General features: G+C 68.6%; 18 protein-coding genes. 7 read left to right on the top strand and 11 right to left on the bottom strand.

Annotation, left to right across the window (positions count from 1 at the left end; all coding sequences use genetic code 11):
• Window positions 1-64: 64 nt before the first annotated feature.
• Window positions 65-1,102 carry a saccharopine dehydrogenase family protein gene (locus ACQP2T_RS06355; RefSeq protein ID WP_433515261.1) on the top strand — a complete coding sequence of 346 codons (1,038 nt, stop codon included), beginning with the start codon at window positions 65-67 and terminating at the stop codon, window positions 1,100-1,102.
• A 169-nt stretch (window positions 1,103-1,271) separates the two neighbouring features.
• Here ACQP2T_RS06355 and ACQP2T_RS06350 read toward each other — a convergent pair whose 3' ends face one another.
• Complete coding sequence (locus tag ACQP2T_RS06350) at window positions 1,272-2,222, bottom strand: WD40 repeat domain-containing protein (protein WP_433515260.1); 951 nt, start codon at window positions 2,220-2,222, stop codon at window positions 1,272-1,274.
• Window positions 2,223-2,469: 247 nt separating this feature from the next.
• On the opposite strand from ACQP2T_RS06350, the gene ACQP2T_RS06345 reads away from it, so the two are divergent.
• The 3 genes from ACQP2T_RS06345 to ACQP2T_RS06335 all read left to right on the top strand — a co-directional run bounded on the left by ACQP2T_RS06345 (window position 2,470) and on the right by ACQP2T_RS06335 (window position 8,455).
• Window positions 2,470-3,057: an RICIN domain-containing protein gene (locus ACQP2T_RS06345; protein WP_433515259.1), complete on the top strand. Its 588-nt coding sequence runs from the start codon at window positions 2,470-2,472 to the stop codon at window positions 3,055-3,057.
• A gap of 13 nt (window positions 3,058-3,070) precedes the next feature.
• Window positions 3,071-4,117: a hypothetical protein gene (locus ACQP2T_RS06340; RefSeq protein ID WP_433515258.1), complete on the top strand. Its 1,047-nt coding sequence runs from the start codon at window positions 3,071-3,073 to the stop codon at window positions 4,115-4,117.
• A 177-nt stretch (window positions 4,118-4,294) separates the two neighbouring features.
• Window positions 4,295-8,455, top strand: a complete 4,161-nt coding sequence (locus ACQP2T_RS06335) for a hypothetical protein (protein ID WP_433515257.1) — start codon at window positions 4,295-4,297, stop codon at window positions 8,453-8,455.
• Between the two features lie 71 nt (window positions 8,456-8,526).
• On the opposite strand, the gene ACQP2T_RS06330 is transcribed toward ACQP2T_RS06335, so the two are convergent.
• The 6 genes from ACQP2T_RS06330 to ACQP2T_RS06305 all read right to left on the bottom strand — a co-directional run bounded on the left by ACQP2T_RS06330 (window position 8,527) and on the right by ACQP2T_RS06305 (window position 16,427).
• Entirely contained in the window at window positions 8,527-11,454 is a 2,928-nt protein-coding gene (locus tag ACQP2T_RS06330) for a BTAD domain-containing putative transcriptional regulator (protein ID WP_433515256.1), read from the bottom strand.
• 141 nt (window positions 11,455-11,595) lie between these two features.
• Window positions 11,596-12,651 carry a VWA domain-containing protein gene (locus ACQP2T_RS06325; RefSeq protein ID WP_433515255.1) on the bottom strand — a complete coding sequence of 352 codons (1,056 nt, stop codon included), beginning with the start codon at window positions 12,649-12,651 and terminating at the stop codon, window positions 11,596-11,598.
• A complete protein-coding gene (locus ACQP2T_RS06320) occupies window positions 12,652-13,602 on the bottom strand; it encodes a VWA domain-containing protein (protein ID WP_433515254.1) in 951 nt (316 codons plus the stop codon).
• A 115-nt stretch (window positions 13,603-13,717) separates the two neighbouring features.
• Entirely contained in the window at window positions 13,718-14,638 is a 921-nt protein-coding gene (locus ACQP2T_RS06315; protein ID WP_433515253.1) for a DUF58 domain-containing protein, read from the bottom strand.
• A gap of 3 nt (window positions 14,639-14,641) precedes the next feature.
• Window positions 14,642-15,631, bottom strand: coding sequence for an AAA family ATPase (locus tag ACQP2T_RS06310; RefSeq protein ID WP_433515252.1), 990 nt, complete (start codon window positions 15,629-15,631; stop codon window positions 14,642-14,644).
• Between the two features lie 10 nt (window positions 15,632-15,641).
• Window positions 15,642-16,427 (bottom strand): S1C family serine protease, encoded by a 786-nt coding sequence (locus ACQP2T_RS06305; protein ID WP_433515251.1) that lies wholly within the window; start codon window positions 16,425-16,427, stop codon window positions 15,642-15,644.
• A 106-nt stretch (window positions 16,428-16,533) separates the two neighbouring features.
• Here ACQP2T_RS06305 and ACQP2T_RS06300 point away from each other — a divergent pair, with 106 nt between their 5' ends.
• On the top strand, window positions 16,534-17,091 hold the full coding sequence (locus ACQP2T_RS06300; protein WP_433515250.1) for a hypothetical protein: 558 nt from the start codon (window positions 16,534-16,536) through the stop codon (window positions 17,089-17,091).
• Here the strand turns inward: ACQP2T_RS06300 and ACQP2T_RS06295 are convergent.
• On the bottom strand, window positions 17,069-18,247 hold the full coding sequence (locus tag ACQP2T_RS06295) for an MFS transporter (protein WP_433515249.1): 1,179 nt from the start codon (window positions 18,245-18,247) through the stop codon (window positions 17,069-17,071). The two genes, ACQP2T_RS06300 and ACQP2T_RS06295, sit on opposite strands and share 23 nt — an antisense overlap.
• An 89-nt stretch (window positions 18,248-18,336) precedes the next feature.
• Between ACQP2T_RS06295 and ACQP2T_RS06290 the strand changes: the two genes are divergently transcribed.
• Window positions 18,337-18,777, top strand: a complete 441-nt coding sequence (locus ACQP2T_RS06290) for a winged helix-turn-helix transcriptional regulator (RefSeq protein ID WP_433515248.1) — start codon at window positions 18,337-18,339, stop codon at window positions 18,775-18,777.
• A gap of 5 nt (window positions 18,778-18,782) precedes the next feature.
• Here the strand turns inward: ACQP2T_RS06290 and ACQP2T_RS06285 are convergent, their stop codons facing one another.
• Together ACQP2T_RS06285 and ACQP2T_RS06280 are read right to left on the bottom strand one after the other, a co-directional pair.
• Window positions 18,783-20,378, bottom strand: coding sequence for a serine/threonine-protein kinase (locus ACQP2T_RS06285; protein ID WP_433515247.1), 1,596 nt, complete (start codon window positions 20,376-20,378; stop codon window positions 18,783-18,785).
• A complete protein-coding gene (locus ACQP2T_RS06280; RefSeq protein WP_433515246.1) occupies window positions 20,375-22,153 on the bottom strand; it encodes a serine/threonine-protein kinase in 1,779 nt (592 codons plus the stop codon). Before ACQP2T_RS06280 ends, ACQP2T_RS06285 begins: the two co-directional genes overlap by 4 nt.
• Window positions 22,154-22,391: 238 nt before the next feature.
• Between ACQP2T_RS06280 and ACQP2T_RS06275 the strand changes: the two genes are divergently transcribed.
• Entirely contained in the window at window positions 22,392-23,858 is a 1,467-nt protein-coding gene (locus ACQP2T_RS06275) for an MDR family MFS transporter (protein ID WP_433515245.1), read from the top strand.
• A gap of 27 nt (window positions 23,859-23,885) precedes the next feature.
• On the opposite strand, the gene ACQP2T_RS06270 is transcribed toward ACQP2T_RS06275, so the two are convergent.
• Complete coding sequence (locus ACQP2T_RS06270; RefSeq protein ID WP_433515244.1) at window positions 23,886-25,319, bottom strand: WGR domain-containing protein; 1,434 nt, start codon at window positions 25,317-25,319, stop codon at window positions 23,886-23,888.
• Window positions 25,320-25,369: the final 50 nt, after the last annotated feature.

Here is a 25,369-nt window from a genome sequence, read left to right as displayed (position 1 = left end):
GTGCCGATGGGGCAATCCGGACAGGATTTTCCCCGTGGATCACTTCGAGCATGAGGGAGCAGACATGGGATCGGGTCGGAATGTGGCGGTGTTCGGTGCCTACGGACACACCGGGCGGTTCGTGGTCGCAGAGTTGCGCGAGCGCGGATACGTACCCCTGCTTCTCGGCCGTGACCAGGACAAGCTGCAGGCGATGGCTCAATCGGGTCTTGAGGCGCGGCAGGCGTCGGTCGACGATCCGGCCTCGCTCGACCGCGCGCTGCACGGCGCCGACGCCGTGATCAACTGCGCCGGGCCCTTCGCCACGACCGGCGGTCCGCTGGTCGAGGCGGCGCTGCGGGCCGGCATCCCGTACGTCGATGTGGCGGCCGAGATCGAGGCGAACGTCGACACGTTCGCGCGCTTCGCGGAGCGTGCCCGCGAGGCGGGCGCCGTGGTGGTCCCGGCAATGGCCTTCTACGGCGGCCTCGGCGACCTGTTGGTCACCACCGCGATGGGCGACTGGACGGCGGCGGACGAGGTACACGTGGCCTACGGCCTGAGCAGTTGGCACCCCACCGCCGGAACACTTGCCGCGGGCGCGGTCTCGGGGCAGCGACGAGGTGGCCGACGTGTCCGCTACACCGGCGGACAGCTGGAGTACCACGATGACGCTCTGCCGACCCTGGAGTGGACCTTCCCGGCTCCGCTCGGTCCCCAGAACGTCATCGGAGAGTTCACCATGGCCGACGTCGTCACCATTCCCAGCCACCTGGCCGTCCCGGAGGTGCGTACCTATATGACCGCCAAGGCGGCCGCGGACCTGTTCGCTCCTGACGCCTCGGCACCGGTCGCCGTCGACGAGCGCGGCCGCTCCGCGCAGACCTTCGTCGTCGACGTCCTCGTTCGCTCCGGCGGTATGGAGCGCCGTGTGGTCGCCTCCGGTCAGGACATATACGCCATCACCGCGCCGCTCGCGGTGGAGGCCGTCGACCGCATCCTCACCGGCCGGACCAAGGCCACCGGCGTCGTCTCCGCGGGCGCGGTGTTCGACGCCCCGGACTTTCTCCGCGCTCTGTCGGCGTACCTCTCGCTGGACGTTCCGGTCGACACACGCGGCTGACCGTGCCGGGATCCGGATCGTGATCGGGCAGGTGCCGTCAGCGGGTCTGGGTTCGGGGGCGGTTCCACCAGAAGGAGAAGGACAGGGCAGCGGGCGGACAACCGGGTCCGCCGGATGCCGGACCCGCCAGGCCGCCGAACGAGCCTGACGGCAGATCCAGGTGGGCCCTCTACCTCGTTATGGCTTGCAGGTCCCAGATATTGATTCTGCTGTCCCGACCCGCGCTCAGGGCGACGTGCCGCCCATTGAGGATGGCGGTCTGGACCGTTTCGACGCTTCCCTCATGGCCGGTCAGCGGATCGCCGAGCTGCGTGCCGGTCGCCAGGTCCCACAGGCGCACCGTCTCGTCGTCGCCCCCGCTCACCGCCAGGACACGATCGCCGATCACGGCCGTGTCCAGGGCGACGACGGCGTCCTCATGGCCGATCAGCGGGTCGTGGATGGGATCATCCCCATGCTCGGCGGCCAGACCCCACACATGGATCTCGTCCTCGACCCCCGCCACCAGGATCGGGTCACCCGCGAGCCTCGCCAGCGAGACGGCCAGTACGCGTTTCTCGTCGGTGTCGAACGACCCCACTTCCCCGCCCGCCGGCAGATCCCACACCATCAGCCCCTCGTCCATCCCGCCCGCCGCCGCCAGCGAGAAGCCGAGGCCGTAGGACGCCGTGAGGCAGGCGATGCGGCCGATCTCGTTGGGCAGCTCCACAGGCTCCTCCGCGGACGGTCCCCACAGCAGGATCTCCTCCGCGTACTGCGTGGCGGTCACGAACAGCGGCGGTCCCTCCCCCCGCACCTCGGTGATGGCCGCAAGGTAGGGGTCGTCGAAATGTGCTCCCCGGATCAGTTCGCCGCTCTCCAAGTCCCAGAAGGCGAACCCCTGTTCGTCGCCTCCCGCCGCCAGGACCACGCGGCCACCGGACACGACCGCGGCCACCGAATGAATGTCGTTCTCGGCATCGGGATATTGGGCGGCCTGCGGATCCCCCGTGCAGGCGAAGGTCAGCGGCCGCTCCTGCCACACATCTCGCAGGGGATCCCAGGTCCACACTCCTCCGTATCTGGAGTCGGCGCAGACCACGAGCGGACCAGCCGCGGTCTCGAGCAACGTGAAATCCATGATCCTTGACGAAGAGGGCACCTCACTGCTCAACATCGCTGATTGCGCATGCATGTCGCGAATCTAGCGTCCAAGATCCACCTCTGCGGGCGTTTTCACCAGGCAGCCGCGACTACCTGCCGTTCATCATGGTGCTTGCCGCATGCAATCCCGGCGCAAGCGTCGCGCTGAGAAGCGCCATAGCGTTCCACCGAGTGGATCAGCGGGTGAATTCCCACGAAGGCGCGACCAGGAAACGGGAGGAAATATGAAACCAGGCGAACCATCAGCCATCTCAAAGGCCGCGCGATGGATACGTAAGGCGGCAATGGTCTCGGCCGGGGCGACGCTGGCCTTCAGCGCGGTCCCCGCGCTCGCGGCGCACGCGAACGGAAAGATCTCTTGGAAGAACGCGCAGACCGGGAACTACTTGGAGGTGTACTACTCCTCTTTAGCGAAAGGAGGCCTGGTCGGCCAATGGCCACGGAACGGTACCTCCACGCAGTACTGGTACGACATGAGACTCAGCGACCGGTATTACGTCGAGTACAACTATCACAGCTGGTTACTGCTGACCGCTTATAACAGCTGCGGCAACGGGTTGACGCAATGGCCTACCGCGAAGGGAAACGTCGCCTACACCACGCAGGAGTGGAAGGAGCGACACCTTGACAGCCGATACGGATGGGCCCTGATCAACAGGGCCGGATGCAGCGGGAACGCCCGCCAAAGCATTCTTGCCGTAAACCCCGCCAAAATGAACCTCTACAACGTCTACCTGTACAACCAAGATCGCGGGCCGTGCAACCTCACCTACATTCTCATCAGCGGCAACTACGTCTGCACCTGGCATTAGGGGGTCGTCCATCATGCACTCGATCAACCGCGAGAATGTCGTTTCAGCCAGGCGGAGGAAGCAGGCCGCGGTCGTCGCGGCGCTCAGCGCGGCGGTTCTCGTCGTCGGCGGCGGCGCCACCATGGCAGTCGCCGACGGGGGCGGGCCGGCCGCCGGTCACACGCCGGCTCCGGTCGCGAGCTCCGGCGGGCCGACGCTGGACACCCCCACGACGCCCGATCCGTCCGACGGGCCGCCGACGGCCGACCCGCTCCCTGAGCCGACACTCGGCGCCATCCCTGTGGTGACCAGCCGGACACCGATGGCGATGCCCCTGGACCCGGTGATGACCTCGCTCAGCGACATCGCGCTGCTCGACAAGGCCGGCGAGTTGAAGGCGACCGACTGCATGCACTCGCTGGGGTTCACCGATTGGACGCCCACCACGCTCGGCGCCTTGACCGAGGACAAGGACATGGACCCGCTCGGCTACCTGCCGCCGGCGGACGTTGCCCAATCTGGATATCCCTCCACCTTTATCGACAGGTCTAGCGATACGAACGCCAGTCAGGCGGTGAGCCCGAGCTCGGACGCGTTGCGCGCGTACCTCGGTGGTGAAGACCAAACGGCCGCCGGTACGGCCGTGCCCGCGGGCGGTTGCGCGGCCGTGGGAGACACGCAGCTGAAGGGCAGCGCGACGGTCCTGCCGGTGGATCCGCGGATGCTCGCGGGAGAGGCGATGTCGTCGGCGATGCGCGACAGCCGCATGCAGGCCGTGTTCGCCTCTTGGAGCGCCTGCATGGCCGGACGCGGCTTCCAGTACGACACTCCCTTCGATGCCCAGAACGACTCCCGGTGGGGTGAGCGCACTGCCACGACCGTGGCCGGCACCGAGGAGAAGAGTGTCGCCGCGGCGGACGCGGCCTGCGAGCAGGCGATCAATCTGGTCGGCCACTACAAGGCCGTGGAGACCGCCTACCAGAAGCAACTGCTCGATGCGCACCGGTCCGAGCTCACCACCGCCCTGTCGATCTTCAACACGTGGGTCTCGAACGCCAAGTCCATCATCGCTGCCCACTGATCGGCTCAGTGGCATGACAGCCGCCTTCTCCCTCTGAGAAGCCCACCGGCCACCCGAGCCGCGACATATCGGGCGTACTCCATGGCAGCCTGCCGGCTCGCCGGTCAAACCGACGGCGAGCCGGCAGGCCCGCGTGCGTGAAAGTGCCACTTCCCCGCAAGCAAAGAGGGGTCACGAATGAGAGCGCATCGGCGCTGGGTCTTACTTTTCATCGCAAGTCTCATCTGCTCACTTCTGGCGGCCCCCGCTTCCGCCGCCGAACCACCCGGTCCCGAGGCTGACATCGCCGCGCCCCGCCATCCCGGCGGCGGCCCGGCCGTGGTGGATGCCCGTCAGCGAGATGGCCTGCTGGGCAACGGGTGGCAGCGGTCGGGCGATCTGATCTGGGCGACCTCCGGGGACGGCGATGGCCTGCACGTCCTGGTCGCCGAGGAGAAGGACGGGTATGCCTGGCGCACCGTCGCCACACTGTCCGAGCCGGGCTTCGAGGCGGATCAGTGGATCGGCAACGCCTGTCTGACGGGTGGAGGGCGGCGGATCGTCGTCGTCTACGCCCCACGGACCTTCACCAACAAAGAAGAGCTCTCGGCGAAGGGCGGCTTCACGGCCGTGGTCGACCTGGTCAGCGGCAGCGTACGGAAGCTGCCGGTGCAGACGTCCCTGGCCTACTTCAACCCCGGATGCGGAACCGGGGAGTCTGCCGTACTCATCCAGGAAGGCGTGCAGGACCAGACGAAGACTCGGGGCAGGACCCGGCTGATGCGGGTCGACGCCGGCAAGGGCCTGGTGGGCGCTCCGCTGGAGTTGGCGGGGCAGGTGACCTCTCCAGTCCCGGTCCAGGGCGGGGTGGTGGCCGCCGACGGCAGGCGGCTGGTCATGGTGACGGACAAGGGGAAGCGCGTTCCCTTGCTCCGTACCCGGGACGTCCCGTTACGGCTTCATGTGGACGCCGGCGGCGGTGTGGTGTTCATGGACCACGACAAGGACGCCGCGGTGGTCCGGCGTACCGTTGTCCCTTCCCAGCCTCGGGCCGTGAAGCCTGCCGAGATCACGGACCTGGCCACGGGGAAATGGGGGTCGGTCGGCATCTCCACCGGCTCCGAGGGGCGGGTGTTCCTGACCGGTGACGTCGCCACCACCGCGCCACTTTCCTCCTCCGTCGCAAGGCTCGACGCCTCAGCGGGGGCGCAGGTCTCCACCCAGGGGCGCGCCGCCCTCACCTCCGTCGACTGGGCCGGTAGCACCGACCCGCGCGCGGCGGTCTCCTCGCCTGCGGCTCCGAGACCGGTCAACGTGGCCATGCGAGTGACGGCCACGGGCAAGACCGTTGACTTCACGATCGACACCGCCCACCCGACTTCCCCCGAACCCGCCGCGGGCCGCGAAGCAAGTCCAGCCTTGAAGCCTGCGAAGCCGTCCTCGAAGGTCACCGCGGAGAGCGGCTCCTCAAGTGATCCGGTCGAGGGCGAACGGACGTGCTCGGTTCCCCGTAACGATCCCCGCAACCAGGCACTGCAGCCGAAGCCGCGGCAGGTCGAATGGGCGGTGGACCAGGCCGTCCGAGGCGCGCTCGCGAACTTCACCCGGCCGCAGAACTGGAACAATCTCGGGATGCCCGCGTACACCCCGCAAGGGCTGTTCCCGCGACCTGGTCTGGTGGGGGGCGGCTATATCCCAGCGCAGGTCATGCTCGGTGTGACCGCCCAGGAGTCCAACATGTGGCAGGCCACGCGCCTGGTCGTCCCCGGCGAGACCGGAAATCCCCTCATCGGCAACTACTACGGTCTGGCGATCTACAACTCCAGCCCCGATGACGACTGGGATGTGCACTGGGACAAGGCGGACTGCGGCTACGGCGTCACCCAGGTGACCGACGGGATGCGGCTGCCCGGCAAGGGGCAGTCGACGAAGCCGTACGACCAGCAGCGGGCGATCGCGCTGGACTTCGCCACGAACATCGCGGCCGGCGTACAGATCCTCGAGCAGAAGTGGAACCAGACCGCCAGTGCCGGCATGAAGATCAACAACGGGGATCCGTCGAAGATGGAGAACTGGTTCTTCGCGCTCTGGGCCTACAACAGCGGCTTCTACACCGACCAGGGTGACGGCTTCTGGGGCGTCGGATGGGCGAACAACCCGATCAACCCGCGCTATCCGGCGGACCGGGCGCCGTTCCTGGAAAGCGGATACACCGACGCCAAGACCCCCCAGTACTGGCCGTACCCGGAGAAGGTGCTGGGCTGGGCCGGGCACCCCATCGAGGCGTTGGAGTCGCCCAACACCTACGTGTCGGGTTTCCGTCCCGCTTGGTGGAACGGTACCGACACCACTGCCCCGCAGAACAGGCGCAACGTCAAACCGCCGCGTGAGCTGTTCTGCAACAGCTCCAACGCCTGTTATCCGGGCGAGAAGTTCCCCAACAATCTCAACGAGCCCGACGGACCGTGCAGCCAGAGCGACCTGCGCTGCTGGTTCCACCAGCCCGCGACCTGGAAGAGCGACTGTTCCTACAGTTGCGGCAACGAGATACTCCGCTTCGATCCCGGCTACGCCTACCAGGACAACGGAACTGCCTATCCGCCCGCGTGCAGCGCGACAGGTCTGCCCGCCGGCTCCCTCGTCATCGACAGCATCCCCGGCGGGACACCTACACCTCGCTGCGGGACCACCGGCACCAATAACGGGAGTTTCGCCTTCACCTTCGCCGACGACGGGCAGGGGCACTATCCCTCGAAGATCGACCTGCACCAGATCGGCGGCGGCTACGCCGGGCACTACTACTTCGGCCACACCCGTGACCCGGGCCGGAGCACGATGCGGATCAAGGGCACCTGGACGCTGGGCAAGTCGCTCAGCCAGCCGGCCCAGGTCCTCGTCCACCTGCCGGATCACTACGGCTACACCAAGGAGGCGACGTACGAGATCGAGACCGCCAACGGCGTGCGGAAACGGACGATCTCCCAGCAGGTCAATACCAACCAGTGGAGGTCGCTCGGGGCGTTCATGTTCGACGGCGTTCCCAAGGTGACGTTGAGCACGGCGCTCGACGGGGCGGAAGGGGACGAGAGCATCGTCTTCGACGCCGTCGCGGTCCGGCCCATCAAGGGCACCTTCGCCGAGCACACCGTGGACGCGGTCGCGCTGTTCGACGAGAACCAGGACATCGACGCGAGCTCCACCTTCAGCTGGATCAACTCGCCGTTGGTCAGCCGCAACGCCCTGTACAACTGGGGGCTGAAGACCTCCGGCGACGTGACCGCGTTCCCGACGTGCGACTCGGGGCCGGGCCGCACATGCGTGATGCCGAAGATCAAAACAGCCATGCAGGCCTGGCACCAGCAGGTCGTCGAGGCCGGAACCGATCCGGTCGACCATCCGCCCGGCAAGGGGATCGACAACTGGATCCACTTCGCCAATCCCTACACCGACCGGCCCACCAGCTCGACCAAGCCCTCCTGGTTCGACTCGCGCGACACCAGTTACAAGATCAGGGCGAAGGTGACCGTCTCCTTCGTCAAGGCGGACGACGGCACCATCGTGGACGGCAGCCAGTACGTCGACTACGACGACCGGACCGGGGACACCGTGCTTCCCGCGTTCGTGATGAACATGTTCCAGGCCTTCTACGACGACTATGGCATCGTCCCGCCCGACCTCACCTACAGCACCGCCGACCTCAACGAGCATGACGGCAGGGTCCGGACCGCGACGGCGAACGCGGATGGCATCCTGCCCGGCCGCGCCTACCTGGCCACCGGCAAGCCGGTCGCGCTCGTCGACAACAGCACATGCGTGGCGGCCAAGTCCGTCTCCGGCGGCCTGATCGGTTACCGGCCCATGCTGGGCGTGTCGAAGGTGGGCGACGAAACCGCTGCGTGGCTGGCGCGCGTGTCCACCGACCAGCGCATGCCGGCCGAGGTGCAGCAGGTGGCGATCGAGGTGTACAACATGTTCTTCGCCACCTCGGGGGCGACGGAGGCGCTCGGTTCCATCTTCAACAACGCGCCGCCGATCTGGCAGCAACTGGACTTCAAGGTCTGTGCCGACGGGCAGGTCCGGCAGAACGGCGGCAACCCGGTGCTGCGCTCCAGCTACATGCCCGACCAGTACCTCTACCACAACGGCCAGGCGATCGACCTGACCGGGCAGCCGACCGGCAGCGCCGCACCGGCCGTCAAGGGGGACTTCGGGATGTTCACCCGGGCGCCGAGGAACGGCGGCGCGTGGGACAGCTCCTACGGTGCCTGCACCGGATCCGGACAGGCCGGCAACCCCTGGAACCTGTCCATGCCGGAAGCGGCCGGCTTCGATCCGGGCAGCGTCCATCTGTGTGAGTAACCCGCGCTCCTCGTCCGGGCCGCCGCCGCACTTGCCCTGCGGCGGAGGCCCGGACGAGGTCGGCCCGGCGGCTACAGCCCACCTGCGTGCCGGACCTCGGCGAGCCGATCGAGCAGTCCCGCCTTCGTCTCGGCGTCCCCGACGCTCGCGCACAGACCGATCGCCCGGTTCACCATGTCGAGGGCGTGGCCGTGATCACCCAGCTCCGCCATCAGCGTGGCGATCTCGGTCAGCGCACGTACCGCACGGGCGCGGTCGGGCACCTCATGCGCCATCGCGCCGGCCTGAAGAAGGAGGTGACCGGCCTTCTCGCGCTCTCCGGCCTCAAGGTGACTACGAGCCAGGCCCTCCAGCGCGGACACCTCGGCTCGTGTGTCTCCGGTCGTCGAAAGCAGGCGGACCGACCGGGAGAACGCACCACTCGCCGCGGCGTAATCCTGCTTGCTCAGGTAGGTCATCCCCAGCCAGTAGTGGATGTAGCCCTCGACCGGCCCGCTGTCGACACTGCGCGCGAGGAGACGGGCCTGGTCAAGGGCGCCCTCCGCGTCCGCCACATCGAGCAACGCGAGGTGGGTCTGCCCCATCTGGAGAAGAACGTGCGCTTCGGCCAACGGATCCGCCCGCTCACTCAGCAGCTCGTACGCCTCGCGGAAATGCCGCAGTGTACCGCGCAGGTCACCCTGCCCCCGCTTGGCGATCCCCATGCCCACATCACAGAGCGCCAGCGCCCGCATGTCACCCAGCTCGGCCAGATTCGCCGCTGCCTGGGACAGGAAGCCGAGGGCCTCCTGGTAGCGGCGCTGGTATATCCGAAGCGCACCCATGTGGCTCAGGACGATGGCCTCGCCCCGCCGGTTCGCATGCCGCCGGGTGGCGGCGAGCGCCGCGTCGTGGGTGACCTGCCAGTCGTCAAGGTATCCGTACGTACCGAAAAGGGTCGTAGAGGTGACCGCCAGGTCCCAGCATGCCTCGTGCGCGCCCTCGTCGGCCGCCTGGAAAATGAAGCCGACCAATGACTCACGTTCGGTGTCCCACCACGTCCATGGATCGGCCAGCAGGCTGTCACAGTGGGACGGGTCCAGCGGCCATCTGGGGAAGTCGCCGTGATTGAGCAGGAAATTCGCCCCGTAGCTGGTGTCATGGGCACGATCGGCCAACGTCAGCCAGGCACCCAGCAGCCGTGTCATCGCCGCCATCCGCTCGTACGCCGTCAGATGGGCTTGTCCCAATTCTCGGCTGTAGAGATGGATCAGATCGTGAAAGCGGTAGCGAAACTGCCCGGCCCGGTCACGGCCCGCCACTTGCAGAAGCTGGTTTTCGACGAGCAGCTCGACGTGCTCCTCGGCCTCGCGCAGGGAGGTGTCGAGAAGCGGAGCGGCCAGCCAGGCGGCGAACGTGCGCACCCGCAGCAGCCCCAGTAACTGGAACAACCGCTGCGCCCGGGGAGGAAGCCCCTGATAACTCAGGTTGAAACCGGCCCGCACCGTGGTGGAGCGATACTCCAGCTCGGCCAGTCTGTTCCGCTCGTCGGCCAGTCGCTTCACCAGCAGGTCGATCGTCCAGTGCGGCTTGGCCGCCAGCCGGGTGGCGGAAATCCGTAACGAGAGGGGATGGCGTCCGCACAGCGCGGCCAGCCGCCGTACCTCTTCTGACCCGCCGCTCGTCCGGTCCGGCCCGATGACGTCCGCTAGGAGCTCGCCGGCCTGCTCCTCGGTGAACAGGTCGAGCTCGAAGTGATGCGCTCCGGCGAGCCCGGGCAGCCTCCTGCGACTGGTCACCAGCACCGAGCACTGGTGCCCGCCGGGCAGCAGCGGTTCCACCTGTGCCTCGCTCGCGGCGTTGTCGAGCACCACCAGCATGCGGCGGTTCGCCAGCACGCTGCGGTACATCGCGATCCGATCCCCTGGCTCAGTGGGCACGTCCTGGCCGGAGGTTCCGACCCACCGCAGAAAACGCTGCAGCACCTCGGCCGGGTCGAGTGGCTGGGCCTCGGAGGAGTGCAGATCCACGAAGAGCTGCCCGTCGGGGAACCTGTCCTGCATCTGATGAGCCAGATGGAGCGCGAACATGGTCTTCCCGATCCCGGCCATGCCAGAGATCGCGATCACGGTGCCCCTGTTGCGCGCCCTGCCCTGGCGGAACAGCTCACGCGCCCCAGCCAGCTCCTCCTGCCTTCCGATGAAACGCGCCAGGTCAGGCGGTAACTGGCGGGGAAGGAGAACCGCGGCGCGGTTGGCCGGGTTGGCGCGCACGTCGGTCTTCGTGGGGGTTTCAGCGGGAGGAACCGTGCTGTCGAGGATCTGCGCGTGGAGTCGTCGCAGTTCTCCTCCGGGCTCGACGCCGATCTCTCTGACGAGCAGCTCACGCACCTCGATGTACGCCTTGAGCGCCTCGGTCCGGCGACCGCTGTGATACAGGGCGAGCATGAGCTGACCCCACAGCCGCTCGCGTACCGGATGCTCGGCGAGCAGCGCTTGGTGCCCGACGATGACCTCCTCGTGGGCGTCGCGGGCCAGCCGGATGTCGGCCCACATCTCCCAGAGCTGCAGCCGTGCCTCTTCCAGCCTCGTGGCCTCCGCCGAGATGACCGGTGTCGCCGGAACGTCGTCGAAGGCGGAGCCCCGCCAAAGCCCGAGCGCCTGGTCGACCCACGCGGCGACGTCCTGGCCGTAGCCGGCGGCGGCCCGCGCCCGGATCCGTGTCACGGCGTCGTCGAATGTCCGCATGTCGAAGTCGGCGCCGTTGGATAAGACGAGCTCGTATCCGTTCGTGTAGCTGACCACCGCGCCAGGCGCGCCTGCTTCCAATGAGCGTTTGAGCCGTGAGACGAGTGATTGAAGGGTCTGTTTCGCCGACGCGGGCGGTTCCTCGTCCCAGACCTCCTGAATCAGCCGGTCGATGGAGACGAACTGATTGGCCCTGCTGAGGAGAAGCGCGAGCACCGTACGTTGTTTCGGGGCCTTGATGGGTATCTCTGTGTCGCCTCTCAGCACCCTCATGGGACCGAGCACCTGGAACTTCAACAATGGCCTTCCTCCCCGAACACGGCCTCTGGTTGATGTTCACCGGAGGGCCCTTCCTGCTGCCAGCCAATCTTCTGACGACCGCGGGCTCGGTGATGTTCAGGCTCGGTGACACCGTCAGCGGGTCGGGGTCCGGGAGCGGTTCCACCAGAGGGAGAGGGACAGGGCCCCGGCGATGAGGATGCCGCCGCCGGCGGCGAAGGCGGCGGCTGTGTCGACTCGCTGGTGGATGACGGTGAAGCTGCCGGGGAGGGCGGCGAGGGCGTTTTGGAGCTGGTCGGCGTTCTCGGCGCGGTGATAGGAGCCGCCGGTGGTCTTGGCTATCTGCTTGAGTGCGGGCTCGTCGATGGTGCGGGGGTTCCGGCCCCTGTCGAATCCGCCGCGCCCGCCGAAACCGCCGCCCCAGCCGCCGAAGCCGCCGTCGAACTGGGTGTTGTCGCAGACCATCGGGGTCGGGTTCGTGGTGCCGAAGCCGATGGTGAAGACGCGGACGCGGCGTGCGGCCGCTTCCTGCGCGGCGATCTGCGGCTCGACGCCCTGGGTGTTGGCGCCGTCGGTGAGCACGACGATCGCGGCACCGGCGTAGCCTGCCCCGACGTCCACGGGTTTCGCGCCGGTGGCGGCAACCGACGGGTCGACCTCCGCGATCGCGTCGATCGAGGTGAGTATGGCCTGGCCGATCGCGGTGCCTTTGGACACGGTGAGGTTGTCCAGCGCCTTGATCAGCGAGTCGGTGTCGTCGGTGGGAGGGACGAGCAGGCCCGCCGTGCCCGCGAAGGTGACCAGGCCGATGCGCGGCCCGCCCCGCTGCGACTCGATGAAGTCCACGGCGGCCTTCTTCGCGGCCGTGATGCGGTTGGGGTCGACGTCCGTGGAACACATGGAGCCGGAGGTGTCGAACGCGAGCAGGATCGTCGCCGACTTCATCGGCACCGGCACCGACGCCTGCGGTCGCGCGGCTCCGACCGCGAGCAGCGCGAGCCCGGCGATGAACAGTGCCGCGGGGATCTTCCGTGTCCAGCGCGTACGGCCGGGCAGGGCGGTCCGTACGAGCGCGATCGAGGTGACGCGCACGACGGACCGTCGGCGGCGGCGTCGCGCCCACTCTCGGATGGCGAAGATCAACGGGATGACCAGGACTGACAGCAGCGCCCACGGCCATGAGAACGACATTCAGATCACCCGTCCAGACCGGAGCACGGTGAGCGCCGCTCCTGCGGCGAGCAGGGCAAGGGCGAGCCCGATCAGCCCGCCGGCGAGGGGCAGCGGCTCGTCGGAGACGGTGAGCCGCAGGTCGATCGTGTCGGCGATGCCGTCGAGGCGCGCGGCGTCGGAGGCGGGGCGGTAGGCGCCGCCGGTGGTCTGCGCGATCAAGGTAAGGGTGTCCTCTTCGAGCGAGGTCTGCAGGTGGTAGCCGTCGACCTGCACCGTCGCCCCGGCGGTGGTGCCGACGCCGACCGTCTGGATGTGTACGCCTGCCTTCTGGGCCACTGCGGCGGCCTGTTCGACGTCCGCGCCCTGGTTCTGGCCGTCCGAGAACATCACGATCGTCGCCGACGGCCAGTAGCCGATGTCTGGCGCGGTGCCGTCGCGGCCGATGGCCACCTGCTTGCCGGTGATCGCCGTAAGTGAGGCTGTGATGGCCGTCGCCAGCGAGGTACCGCCGGTGATCTTCAGCCGGTCGATGGCCTTGAGCGCGATGGAGTGGTCGGCGGCGGGACGTGCGGTGGTGAGCGCGCCACTCTCGAACGCGACCACTCCGATGTCGACGCTGTCGGGCTGCGCCGCCACGAACGCGCGGGCCGCCCGCTGCGCTGCCGCCAGGCGGGTGGGCGCGACATCGTCGGCGCCCATGCTGTTGGAGACATCTATGGCGAGGATTAGGGTGCCCGCAGTCCGTGGGACCGGCACCATGGCCGCCGGTCCGGCGGTGGCGATCGCGAGTACGGCGATGCCGGCGATCGTCAGGCCGATGCCGAGATGCGTACGGCGGGCGCCCGGCACGGCGACGCCTGCCGCGGCGAGTGCGGCCGTCCTCCGGCGCGCCGAGAGGACGGCCGCCCAGGCGAGGGCCGCCGTGACGAGCAGTCCGACGGCCAGCAGCAGCGGGGAGGACAGGGTCATGCGCCCGCTCCTTCGCCTTTGCTGAGCTCAGTCATGACGGCCGGTCCCGGGTGCGGATGTCTGTTGAGCTCGGTCATGACGGCCGGTCCCGGGTGTGGGTGACTGTTGAGCTCGGTCATCGCGACCGGTCCCGGGTTCGGGCGACGACCTCGACGAGTGCCTCGGCCAGATCGCGGTCGGTGTCGATGCGGTGCACGGGTACCCCGGCCCGGCGCATGCCCGCCGTGAGCTGGGCGTCGCGGGCGTCGACGGCGGCGCGGAAGCGGACCCGCAGCAGCGGGTCGGCGGAGTCGACGACGAGTTGCTCGCCGGTCTCGGCGTCCTCGACCACGATCAGCCCGGCTTCGGGCAGCACGTCGTCGGCCGTGTCCACGATGCGCAGCGCGACCACCTCGTGCCGCCGGGCCAGGCGTTGGAGCGAGCGTTCCCAGTCGCCGTCGCCGATGAAGTCCGACAGGACGACGATGAGGGCGCGGCGGCGCGCGAGCCGTCCGGCGGCGTCGAGCATCTCCGCCAGGTCAGTGGTGACGCCGGGGCGGGCCTTGGAGGTGCGTTTAGACGTGCGTTTAGAGGTACGTTCGGCGGTGCGTTCCAGCTCGGCCCCGATCCGCAGCGCGTGCCGCCGGGACGTACCGGGCGGCACGACGCGCAGCATCCCGGTGTCGTACAGCAGCGCGCCGACCCGATTACCACCCCGCCCGAACAGCCGAGCGAGGACCAGCGCGAGCTCAGCCAGCACGTCGTGCTTGCCGCGCCCCGGCCGACCGGCCGCCATAGACGCCGACCGGTCGAGCACCAGCCACACCGTCAGCTCCCGGTCCTCGGTGAACACCCGCAGGTGCGGCTCGTCCAGCCGGGCGGTCACGTTCCAGTCGATGTGCCGGGCGTCATCGCCGTCGCTGTAGGCACGCAACCCGGTGAAGTCGATCCCGGAGCCACGATGTGCGGTGCGGTGGTCGCCCTGGAGCCGGCCGTCCAGTCGGCGGACGACCTTCCACTCCAGGCGGAGCAGGAGCTTCTCGGGGGCGGTGGCCATGGCTCAGCGCTTCTGCAGGACGACGTCGGGCGCCCGGACGGCCCCGAGCACCCTGGTGATGACTGTGTCCGCGTCGACCTCATCCGCGAGGGCCTCGTACGAGAGCACAAGGCGGTGACGCAGCACGTCGAGCGCGAGCTCGGACAGGTCGTGCGGCAGGACGTACTCGCGACCGCGCAGGAACGCCAGCGCCCGAGCGCCCGTGACGAGCGCGATGGACGCGCGCGGGCTCGCCCCGTAGGTGACGTACCGTTCCAGTTCGCCCAGCCCGGCCGTCGCGGGGGAGCGTGTCACGGCGACCAGCCGTACCGCGTAGTCGACGATCGCCGGATCGACGTACACCTCCCGAGCGCGAACCCGCATCGCCACCAGGTCCTCGGCCGTCACCATCGGCTGTGGCGGCTCCGGCGGGCGCAGCGCCCGTGCGACGATCGCCTGCTCTTCGGCCTGCGTCGGATAGTCGACGACCACCTTCATCATGAATCGGTCGACCTGCGCTTCGGGCAGCGGGTAGGTGCCCTCCGACTCGATCGGGTTCTCCGTGGCCATGACCAGGAACGGCTCCGGCACCTGGAACGTCTCACGGCCGATCGTCACCTGATGCTCCTGCATCACCTCCAGCAGGGCGCTCTGCACCTTGGCGGGGGCGCGGTTGATCTCGTCGGCCAGCAACAGGTTCGCGAACACCGGGCCGAGTTCGGTACGGAACTCGCCGGAGTGCTGGTGGTAGACCCGCGTGCCCACGAGGTCGGCGGGCACCAGGTCGGGGGTGAACTGGACGCGCTGGAAACTCCCGGCGATAGCGGCGGCCAGCGACCGTACCGCGAGCGTCTTGGCCAGGCCCGGCACGCCCTCGACGAGCAGGTGCCCGTCGGCGATCAGCGCGACGGCCATGCGCTCCAGCAGGACGTCCTGCCCGACGATCGTGCGTTTGACCTCGAACAGCACCTGTTCGAGCGGATGGGCCGACTCGGGGGACGTGGTCGAGGTCATTGTCTTCCTTCTAGATCTGCGGCCCGCCCGGCGGGCCGTCGCCTTCGCTGCCCAGGGCCACGCCGATCGGCACCGCGAACGCGATCCCGGCGAACGCCTCGTCGCCTCCCGGGTCGGCCATCGAGACGACGATCCCGATCACCAGGCCGCGAGCGTTCAGGAGGGGGCCGCCGGAGCTGCCCGGGTTGACGGAGGCGTCGAACTGGATGAGCCCACTCAGGTCGCCCTTTTCGGCGCTCCGGTTCAGGCCCGACACGACGCCGGTGGAGACGCTGTAGGTCAGGCCCAGCGGATTGCCGATCGCCGTGACGGGCGCGCCCACGGCCACGGCACCGCCGAGCGTCGCCGGGACGACGATCTCCGGCAGTTTCGCGGGCTTGAGGGTCGCGACGTCGCGCTTGGGGTTCGACGACGCGATAGTGGCCTTCGTCTTGGTGCCGTCGGCAAACGTCACGGTGACGCCTTTGTCGTTATTACTGCCTTTGACGACGTGGTACGCCGTCAGAATCGTCCCGTCCTCGGCCGCGATCACCCCGGTTCCGAGCGACTTCCCGGTCTGGATGACCGCCACCGACGGCCCGACCCTCTTGAAGACCTCGGCTGCCGTGAGCGTCGCACTGGGCGTCGGGCTCGGCTTGGGCGCGGCTTTTTCGCCGTTCCCACCACTGCTTCCCAGCCAGTACGCCAGCAGCGCCACGACGAGAAGCGCGCCGCCCGCGACGGCGAACCGCCAGGCGCCACCGGCCACGGCTCCCCGAACCTCGGCCGCATCAGCCTCCTGCGGCCCGCGCTCCATCACCCCATATTCATAAAAATAAGTCGAAAGAGCTATAAAGCCCGCCTTAGAACTCCCTGAGAAACGGTCCCTGGTTGGACACCCGGCGATCTTGGATACTTGGCGCATGTCCATGATTTCCAAGGTCTTATTAGGGGTGACGGTCCTCGGCGGCCTGCTCACAGGCTGCGGTGGTGGCAGCCCTGCCGCCTCCTCAGGGACCTCCACACCAGCCACATCAAGCGCGCCGCCCACCTTGACCGCGACGACCGCACTTCCGCGGCCGTTCGCGCTGCCGAAGAGCTGTGACGATCCCCGGATGGTCGCGGCCATGGGCGCGTTGATCAAAGGGAAGAAGTTCAGCAAGCGGTACGACGCCAGCGGCGCGCTGACCTGCTCCTGGGGAAAGAAGATTCCCACGGCCTCGGTGACGGTCGCCCTTCCGTCGGCGCCGCCCAAGTACAAGGACTTCCCTCAGGTCGAGGTCCCCGAGCTGACCACGCTCGGCGTCGAAGCGCAGTCCGGTGGCACCGAGATCGCCCTTGGCAGTCGGTCCCTGTACAACCAGGTGTTCGTGGTCACGGCCCCGCAGTTCCGGCTGACCGTCGACCAGCTGAGTGAGAAGCGCCGCGACGACGACCTACGCGAGGCCGCCGTCGCCCTCACCACGTGGCTGATGTCGTAGCACCGGCTACTCGCCGTCTGTCGGTCGCCCAGACGGCCAACGCACAGGCCGCGAATCCGGCACCGAGGAGACTGGAGCCCGCCCAGCCGTACGCGGTGAAGATGGCGGTGGTCGCGGCCGCGCCGAGGGCGGAGCCGAGCGAGTAGAAGACCATGTAGCCGCCGATGACGCTGCTGGTGCGCTCCGGATGCGCGGCGGCGAGCAGGTGCTGGTTGCTCACATGTACGGCCTGGACCGCGAAGTCGAGAGCCACGATTCCGACGATGAGGAGCCACAGTGACCACGGCAGCCGCGCGATGGCTGCCCACGACAGGATGAGCAGGGTGAGCGCGAGACCGGTGACCGGGGCCGCCCGTCCCGCATCCGCCCACCGTCCCGCGCGTGCCGCGCCGAGTGCGCCGGCGAGTCCGGCGACGCCGAACAGTCCGATCTGGCTCTCGCTCAGCTGCCATGGCGTGTTCGTCAGCGGCAGGGACAGTCCGCTCCACAGGGTTCCGAACGAGGCGAACAGGAAGAACGCGATGAGCCCCCGCGTCAGGAAGACGCGCTGCCCGAACAGTCGGCCGAGTGAGACGACAGCCCGCCCGTACCCCGTAGGCCGGTTGGGGCGCTCCTCTGACGGCAGTACGACGAGGACGACGGCCGCCAGCCCAAGTGACAGCACCGCGAGCACGGCATAGACGCTCCGCCAGCCCCACACCTCGGCGAGCGTGCCGGTGACGACCCGCGCGCCCAGGATGCCGACCACAACGCCCGAGGTCACGACGCCGATGTTCCGTCCGCGTTCGGCGGGCGGCGAGACCGACGCGACGTAGGCCACCGTGGTCTGCACCACGACCGCGAACACCCCAGCCACCGCGAGCCCCGCGAACGCCACCCATGAGGCTGACGCCGAGGCCGTCAGGATCATGCCCAGTGCGGTGAGCGCCAGGTGCGCGGCGATGAGTCGGCGTCTGTCGACCACATCGCCAAGTGGCACCAGCAGGACCAGCCCGGCCAGATAGCCGAGTTGGCCGATCGCGACGATCCACCCGGTGAGTTCGGCCGACAGACCGAGATCGTGTCCCATCGGCTCCAGAACCGGCTGCGCGGCATAGATGCTCGCCACCGCGACACCGCACACCACCGCGAGCAGCACCCGCCGCCACATGTCCATCGCACTCCAAACTCAATCAGTAGCAGATTGCAACCAATTCGACCGTACGACATAATGGTTTCAATCTGCAACCGATCGGGAGGTGTCACATGAGCGCCGCGAACCCCGACTGGACCGACCCCGAGTGCCCCGTCGCCCGCACGCTCGACCTCGTCGGCGACAAGTGGAGCCTGCTCGTCATCCGCGACGCGATGGACGGGGCCCGATCGTTCACCGAGTTCCAGCGGCGGACGGGCATCGCCCGCAATATCCTCACTGACCGCCTCCGCAAGCTCATCGCTCACGGGCTCCTGGCCCAGCGCACCGCGCCATCGGGGCGCCGCCAGGAATACGTGCTCACTGAGGTCGGCCGTGACCTCTTTCCGGTCATCCTCACCCTGCGGCAGTGGGGAGAACGCCACGCCTTCGCCCCCGGCGAGACCCACTCCACCCTTGTCGACCAGCACGGGGCCCCGGTGCCGGAAATCGCGCCGACCAGCGCCGACGGCATCCTCCTCGGCAGCGACACCACTTACGTTCGTAAGCGCTGAACGGCTCAGGACGCGCCAAGCTCCCGGCTGCTCTCGACCCGGAAAGAGCTGCCGTCGGGGACCAGGTTGAGCCTGGTCACGGTCCCGTCCGTGCCGAGGCGGAACACCCGTGCGCCCGTCGCGGTGAGCGCTTCCAGGGCGATGGCGCGTGTACCGTTGCCCGACGCGGCCGACAGCAGCGTCGTCGTCCGGCCGGACGGCCACTCCCCCGTCGTCATCTCGGCCGAATCCGGCTGCGGACTCGGCGGCCAGACGTGGTCCAGTTTCCACACCGTTCCGACGCTGCGCATCTCCATGACCACGCCGCCGAGGTGGTAGTCGGAGGTGGAACCCTTGGTCGTGTTGATCTGGCCCCAGACCAGTACGACGACCCGGTCAGGTCGTGCGGCGACGATGCCGCTCTCGGATGACACCGCCCGCTGCACGATCTTCTCGTCGCGGATCTGTCGCGCCTGGTCCTGGAGGCGGCCGGTGTACTCCACGCCCGCACGTCCGGTGGTCGCCTCATCCACTGCCCGGAGGTCCTTGTCGAGCGTCTTGTAGTCGAAGCTGTTGACGATCGCGTAGGCGGTCCGAGCCGTTGCTCCGGCCTCCAAGGCGTAGAGCGGTGGCGGCGCGAGGACACCCGCGCTCGCCGGCCTTCCTCCGTCGCCGGGCTGGCCGGGCGACCCTTTCCACATCATCACGCCGAGTCCACCCGCGATCAGTACGACGACCGCCGCCACCGCGGCGATCCATCCCCACCGCAAGCCGCGTGCCGGTGTCGGTGCCGGTACCTCGGCAGGCTTCAGTGGGGTGCGGTCGACAAGGTGATACAGGAGGTCCTGGGCGGATGGGCGGAGGGCTGGGTCCTTGGCCAGGCAGGTCTGGAGGATCGCGCGCAGGAAACCGTCCAGGTCGGTGTCCGGGCACAGGTCGGGTTCCTGATGGAGTACGCGGTAGACGACGGTCGGCACCGCGTCGTCACCGAACGGAGGACGGCCTGTCGCGGCGTAGGCGAGCGTCGCGGCCCAGGAGAAGACGTCGGCTCCGGGAGCCGGTGGGTGTCCCGCCAACTGCTCGGGTGCGATGAAGGCGGGCGTGCCGGTGATGAGGGGGTTCGTGGTGGGGCCGCCGACGGCGCGGGCGAGGCCGAAGTCGACGACGCGGGGGCCGTCCGGGCCGATGATCACGTTGCGGGGGGACAAGTCCAGGTGGGCGACGCCCGCGCGATGGATCGCGGTCAACGCGGTGGCGGTGGCGACGGCCAGCCGTTCCAGTGCCCCGCCGCGCAGGGGGCCCTCGCGGCGGACGAGCTCGGCCAGAGAGGGACCGGGGACGTACTCGGTGACGATGTGTGGCAGGTCGGCGGTCAGATCGGCGTCGAGCACCTGCGCCGTACAGAAACCGGAGACCCTGCGCAGCAGCTCCAGCTCGGCCGCCATGCGATGCCGGGCGGCCTCGTCAGAGATCCGGGGCAGTGCTTTCACGGCGACCTGCCGTCCGTCGGCCCCCGTGGCGAGGAAGACGACGCCCTGGCCGCCCGCGCCGAGTCGGCCGAGCACCCGGTAGCGGCCGATCCGTTCCGGGTCGCCGGGACGGATCGGGGCGGTCGGGCTCATTTGGTACGCCGCTCGAACATGGATCGATTGTCCTTCGGCGAAGTGACGTCCTCCAGCTTCCAACGCCCGTCGACCCGGCGCAGGTACAGCCGGTACGCCACCACCTCGTGGTCAGGCGCCTTGGCCGAGTCGCCGAGGTGGATCAAGGTGGCTACGTCGGGCCCGTCGAAGCGTTCGAAGGCCGTACCGATCTCCCGGTACTGCCAGCTCCACCAGGCGGGAACCTGAGCATCCGGGACCGCGGCCAGCTCTCGCCACCACTGCTCGGCCCGTCCCGTGGTGCAACGATCGAAGAAGTCCGGCCGCTCTTCCAGGCGCGGCCCGTTGATGAACGCCTCGGTCTGGCAGTGGGCGGCGTCGGTGACCATCTGCCGTACCTGCGCTGTGGGCCACGCGGCGTCGGCCGGAGCCGGGGAGCCGGACGGTGTGGTTCGCGCGTAGTCCATCTTCCAGCCCGCGCCTGAGGGGACCATCTCGGCGAACAGCAGGGGGTCCTCCGACTTCGTCGGGGTTCCGTTGCGGGTTATGGCGCTGAGTCCGGTGACGATGACCGACACCCGCTGCGGCGAGGCCCACACGATGCCCACGGCGGTCGCCCGCGCGGTCTGCTTCGCCTTCGCGGCCACCACCGCGTTCTTGGAATTGGCGACCAGATGCTGGTAGTCCTGCGCCGCTGTCCCGGAGAGCAGTGCCAGCGTACGGCGCTCGCCGGCGTCGTAGTCGGTGTAGTCGAGGCTGTACCAGGCCTCGAAGGCCGTCCGTGCCGCCCCTGCCGCGGCTTGGGAGTATCCCGGAGGCTCGTTGGTCGTCGCGGGCTCTGTGACCGTCGTTGTTGTCTCGTTCGTTCTCGCCCACCAGAGCGCGCCGCCCGCCAGGATGAGGGCCGTGGCGATCGCGCTCGACGCTAATATCGTGCGCCGCGCCCGTCTCGTTGGTTTTCGTACGGCAGCAGGACGCGGCTCGGTTGGGGGGCCGACGCCGAGATCCATGATGGACAGCGGGAGCTCGGCTGCCGTGGGACGGTCAGCGGGATCCTTGGAGAGGCAGCGTCCTACCAGGGAGCGGAGATGGCCTGGCAGGGAGCCGAGGTCGGGCGGCTCGTTGAGCACGCGATACAGGACGGCGGGCAGCGAGCCGGCCTCGAACGGGGAGCGGCCGGTGGCGGCGTACACCATGGTGGCGCCCCAGGCGAAGATGTCGGCGGCGGGGCCGAACTCCTCACCTCGGATCTGCTCGGGGGCCATGTAGCGGGGAGTGCCCACTTGGGCGCTGGCTAGGGCGGCGCCGTCTTGAAGTACGCGGGCGATGCCGAAGTCGATGACGCGTGGGCCGTCGCGCCCCAGGAGGACGTTCTGCGGCTTGAAGTCGCGATGGACGATGCCGGCCCGGTGAATGGCGATGAGGGCCGTGGCCGTCGCCACCGCGAGACGGTCGAGCTCGGGTCCTGTGAGAGGCCCGTGTTCGGCGACGAAGGCGTGGAGGGATTGGCCGGCAACGTACTCGCTGACGATGTACGGCGGGTCGGCCGTCACATCGGCGTCGAGGACCTGCGCCGTACAGAAGCTGGAGACCCGCCGCAGAATGGCGAACTCGCGCTCGAACAGGCGGCGGGCATCGGAACCCACCTCGGCGTTGATCACCTTCAACGCCACCTGGGCGCCGTCCGGCGCGTTGGCCAGATAGACGATGCCTTGGCCGCCGGCGCCGAGCCGTCCCGTCAACGCGTAGCGTCCGACGTGCTTCGGGTCGCCTGCGAGCAGCCCTTCAACGCTCATCACCGCACAGGCTAATGGTCGGTCAACCTACCGGCCAGAGTGGCGCCGTCATTCCGGCGGACGACCTGGAGATCGTCATCGGCCGCCAGTGAAAACCGGGTGACATTTCGCCTCACTCACCGGAATGCTGGGGCGGGGGCGATGAGTTTTGTCGGTGGTGCCGGTCAGTCTTTGCGTGACCACAACATCGTGTGAGCCCGATGACCACATCATGTCCGACAACCCAGATAGAGGTACCGTGTTCAGCCCAGAGCTCGACTCACCCGCCAAACCCGCGGCCGCCGTTTCGGGTCGCACCCCGGCCGTGATCCGGCTGCTGGTGCTCGCCACATTCGTGGTGATCCTCAACGAAACGATCATGATCAATGCGATCCCTCGGTTGATCGAAGCGCTGCACATCACCGAGCAGACCGCGCAATGGCTCTCGACCGCCTTCATGCTGACCATGGCCGCGGTGATCCCCATCACCGGATGGTTCCTGCAGCGGGTTTCCACGCGCAGCGCATACTCCACCGCGATGGGCTTGTTCCTGCTCGGCACGGCGTTGGCCGCCGCCGCGCCGTCGTTCGAAGTGCTGCTCGGCGCCCGCATCATCCAGGCGTCCGGGACGGCGGTGATGATGCCGCTGCTGATGACCACGCTGATGCAGGTCGTGCCCGAGGAGGAGCGGGGCCGGGTGATGGGCAACGTCACCCTGGCCATCTCGGTCGCGCCGGCGATGGGTCCGGCGGTCTCGGGAGTGATCCTCCAGTTCGGGTCCTGGCGGCTGCTGTTCGCCGTGGTGCTCCCCATCGCCGCCCTGATCACTTGGGGCGGCCTGGAGCGGCTCAAGAACGTCGGGGAGACCAAGTCCAGCACCATCGACTGGTTGAGCGTCGTGACCGCGGCGGCCGGCTTCGGCGGTCTGGTCTACGGGCTCAGCCGGTTCGAAGGTGGTGACGTCGGCGTCGCCGCCGCGATCGTGGCGGCCGGTCTGCTCGCCATCGCCGTCTTCGTCGTGCGCCAGCTGTCGTTGCAGAAGCGCGGCACGCCGCTGCTGGACCTGCGTACCCTGCGCCACCGCACCTACACGGTCGCGCTGATCATGATGTCGGTGGCCTTCATGGCGATGCTCGGCTCGATGATCCTGCTGCCGCTGTACCTGCAGAACATCCGCTTGCTCACTCCCCTGCAGACCGGACTCCTCGTGATGCCGGGCGGTCTCGCGATGGGGCTGCTCGGTCCGATCGTCGGCCGCCTGTTCGACAAGTTCGGCGGCCGGGTGCTGATCGTCCCCGGCGCGATCGGCATCACGCTCGCGCTCGCCGGCTTCACCCAGATCACGATGACCATGCCGTTCTGGCAGCTCCTCGGACTGCACGCGCTGCTGATGGTGGGTCTGGCCGCGACCTTCACCCCGGTGTTCACCATCGGGCTCGGCGCGGTTCCCCCGTCGCTCTACTCCCACGCCAGCTCGATCCTGAGCACGTTGCAGCAGGTCTCCGCGGCCATCGGCACCGCGCTCGTAGTCACCGTGATGAGCGCGCGAGCCGAAACCCTGAGGTCTGAGGGAGTCACGCAGGTGCTCGCCACCCTCGACGGCATGCGGCTGGCCTTCATCATCGGCGCGGTGCTGTCCGTGGCCGTGATCATCACCGCTCTGCTTCTCCCGGCCCGCGCGGACAGCACCGGCGAGCACGGGGACCAGCCGATGCACGCGGCGTGACGGCGGTGGCGAGCTCAAGGACGGGGGTCAGAGCAGGCGCCTGATCTCCCCGTACGCTCGGTAGAAGCCGCCCTGCCCGGCCGAGCGTACGCCGTCGACCAGATAACGGGCGCCTGCCTCCCGGACGTCCTTGGGGAACTGCACGTTCCACGACTCGTAACCGGGGCTGACCACGCGGACCCGCAACCGCTCGCCCTCCCTGACGCACTCCACCACCACGCCCTCGCCCGCGCCACCGGACTCCACGACCGTCTCCAACACGGTCTCCAGTACGGTGGACGGCTCGACCATCCGCAGCGACGCCGCCGCCTTGACGTCCACCGGCTGCGGCACGTTGCCCGCGCGGGCCGCGGCGATGGCCTCCTCACTGGCGTCGATGCAGACCAGGGAGCCGTCGGTCGTGACGATGTAGAGGCGGTCGTCCAAGTACTGCATGGAGAACGCCGACCCGCAGCCGGTGGCGAGCTTCCACAGCCGCTCACCGGAAGCGTCGAAGCAGTAGACCGAGGAGTGGCTGTCGCCCGCGAAGACGTGGCGGCCGCCCGGCGAGGTCGCGCAGGAGTAGACGGCGGCGTCGCACTGGTAGGTCGCCTCCACCCGGCCGTCGCCCTTGGCCAGGCGGCGGACGGTGCTGCGGCCCGTGCCCGCGTAGACGGAGTGCTCCTCCTGCCAGCCGAACAGCACGCTGTCGGCCACTTTGTTCTCCCACACGAGGGTGCCGTCGGAGATGTCGTAGCGGGCGACGCCGCGCGAGTGGCCGTGGTAGACGGCGTCCTCGTCGCATCTGACCATCCAGGCGGACTCACCGGTGCCGGTCCGCGCCCACTGGAACTCGTCCTCGTAGTCGATCGTGGTGATCCGGCCCGCCCGGTCGGAGACGCCGAGCACGCCGTCGTGGATGTCCAGCCAGTAGATGTCCACGTCGGCGGCGATCTCGTAGGCGGACCTCGGCACCTTGCCGCTCAGGTCGTACACGCGGCCGTCGTCGCATCCGGCGTAGATCCAGAAGTCGTCGGCCACGATGCACTTGACGCCGTCGGGCAGCCGGAAGCGGCCGGTCACCGTGCCGGTGTGAGTGACGGTGTAGACGTCGCCATTCTGGTTGCCGACCCAGCAGCGTTCGTCGTCCACGAAGATGCCGAACGCCGCCGCGCCGCTGTCGAAGCGCCACAGGACCGGCGCCTGCCGGGCGGTCGAACGGGTGCTGGCGATGACCCTGCGGGTGACGGCCCGGCGCTGGCGTACTCCGCGCACGGCGGGCGCGTAGCCCTTGCGGGTCTTCTCGCCGATCTTCTTCGCCGCCGCGGCCTGCGCCTTCGCCACGCTGGGGAAGGAGGTGGCCTTCGTCTGTCCGGCCTCGCCGATGCGCCCGTAGGTGACCGTGACCAGCGTGCCCGCCACCGTCACCTCGTAGAACTTGTGCGATCCGGCGCCGTCCTCAGACAGCTCGAGGTAGGTCATTTCCGCGCTTCTCCCGATTTTTCCGGCTTGATCAATTGTCGGGAGACTAG

The organism is Nonomuraea sp. CA-143628, from assembly GCF_050942315.1.
Taxonomy (GTDB): domain Bacteria; phylum Actinomycetota; class Actinomycetes; order Streptosporangiales; family Streptosporangiaceae; genus Nonomuraea.
This window is presented reverse-complemented; position numbering and strand designations above follow the sequence as displayed.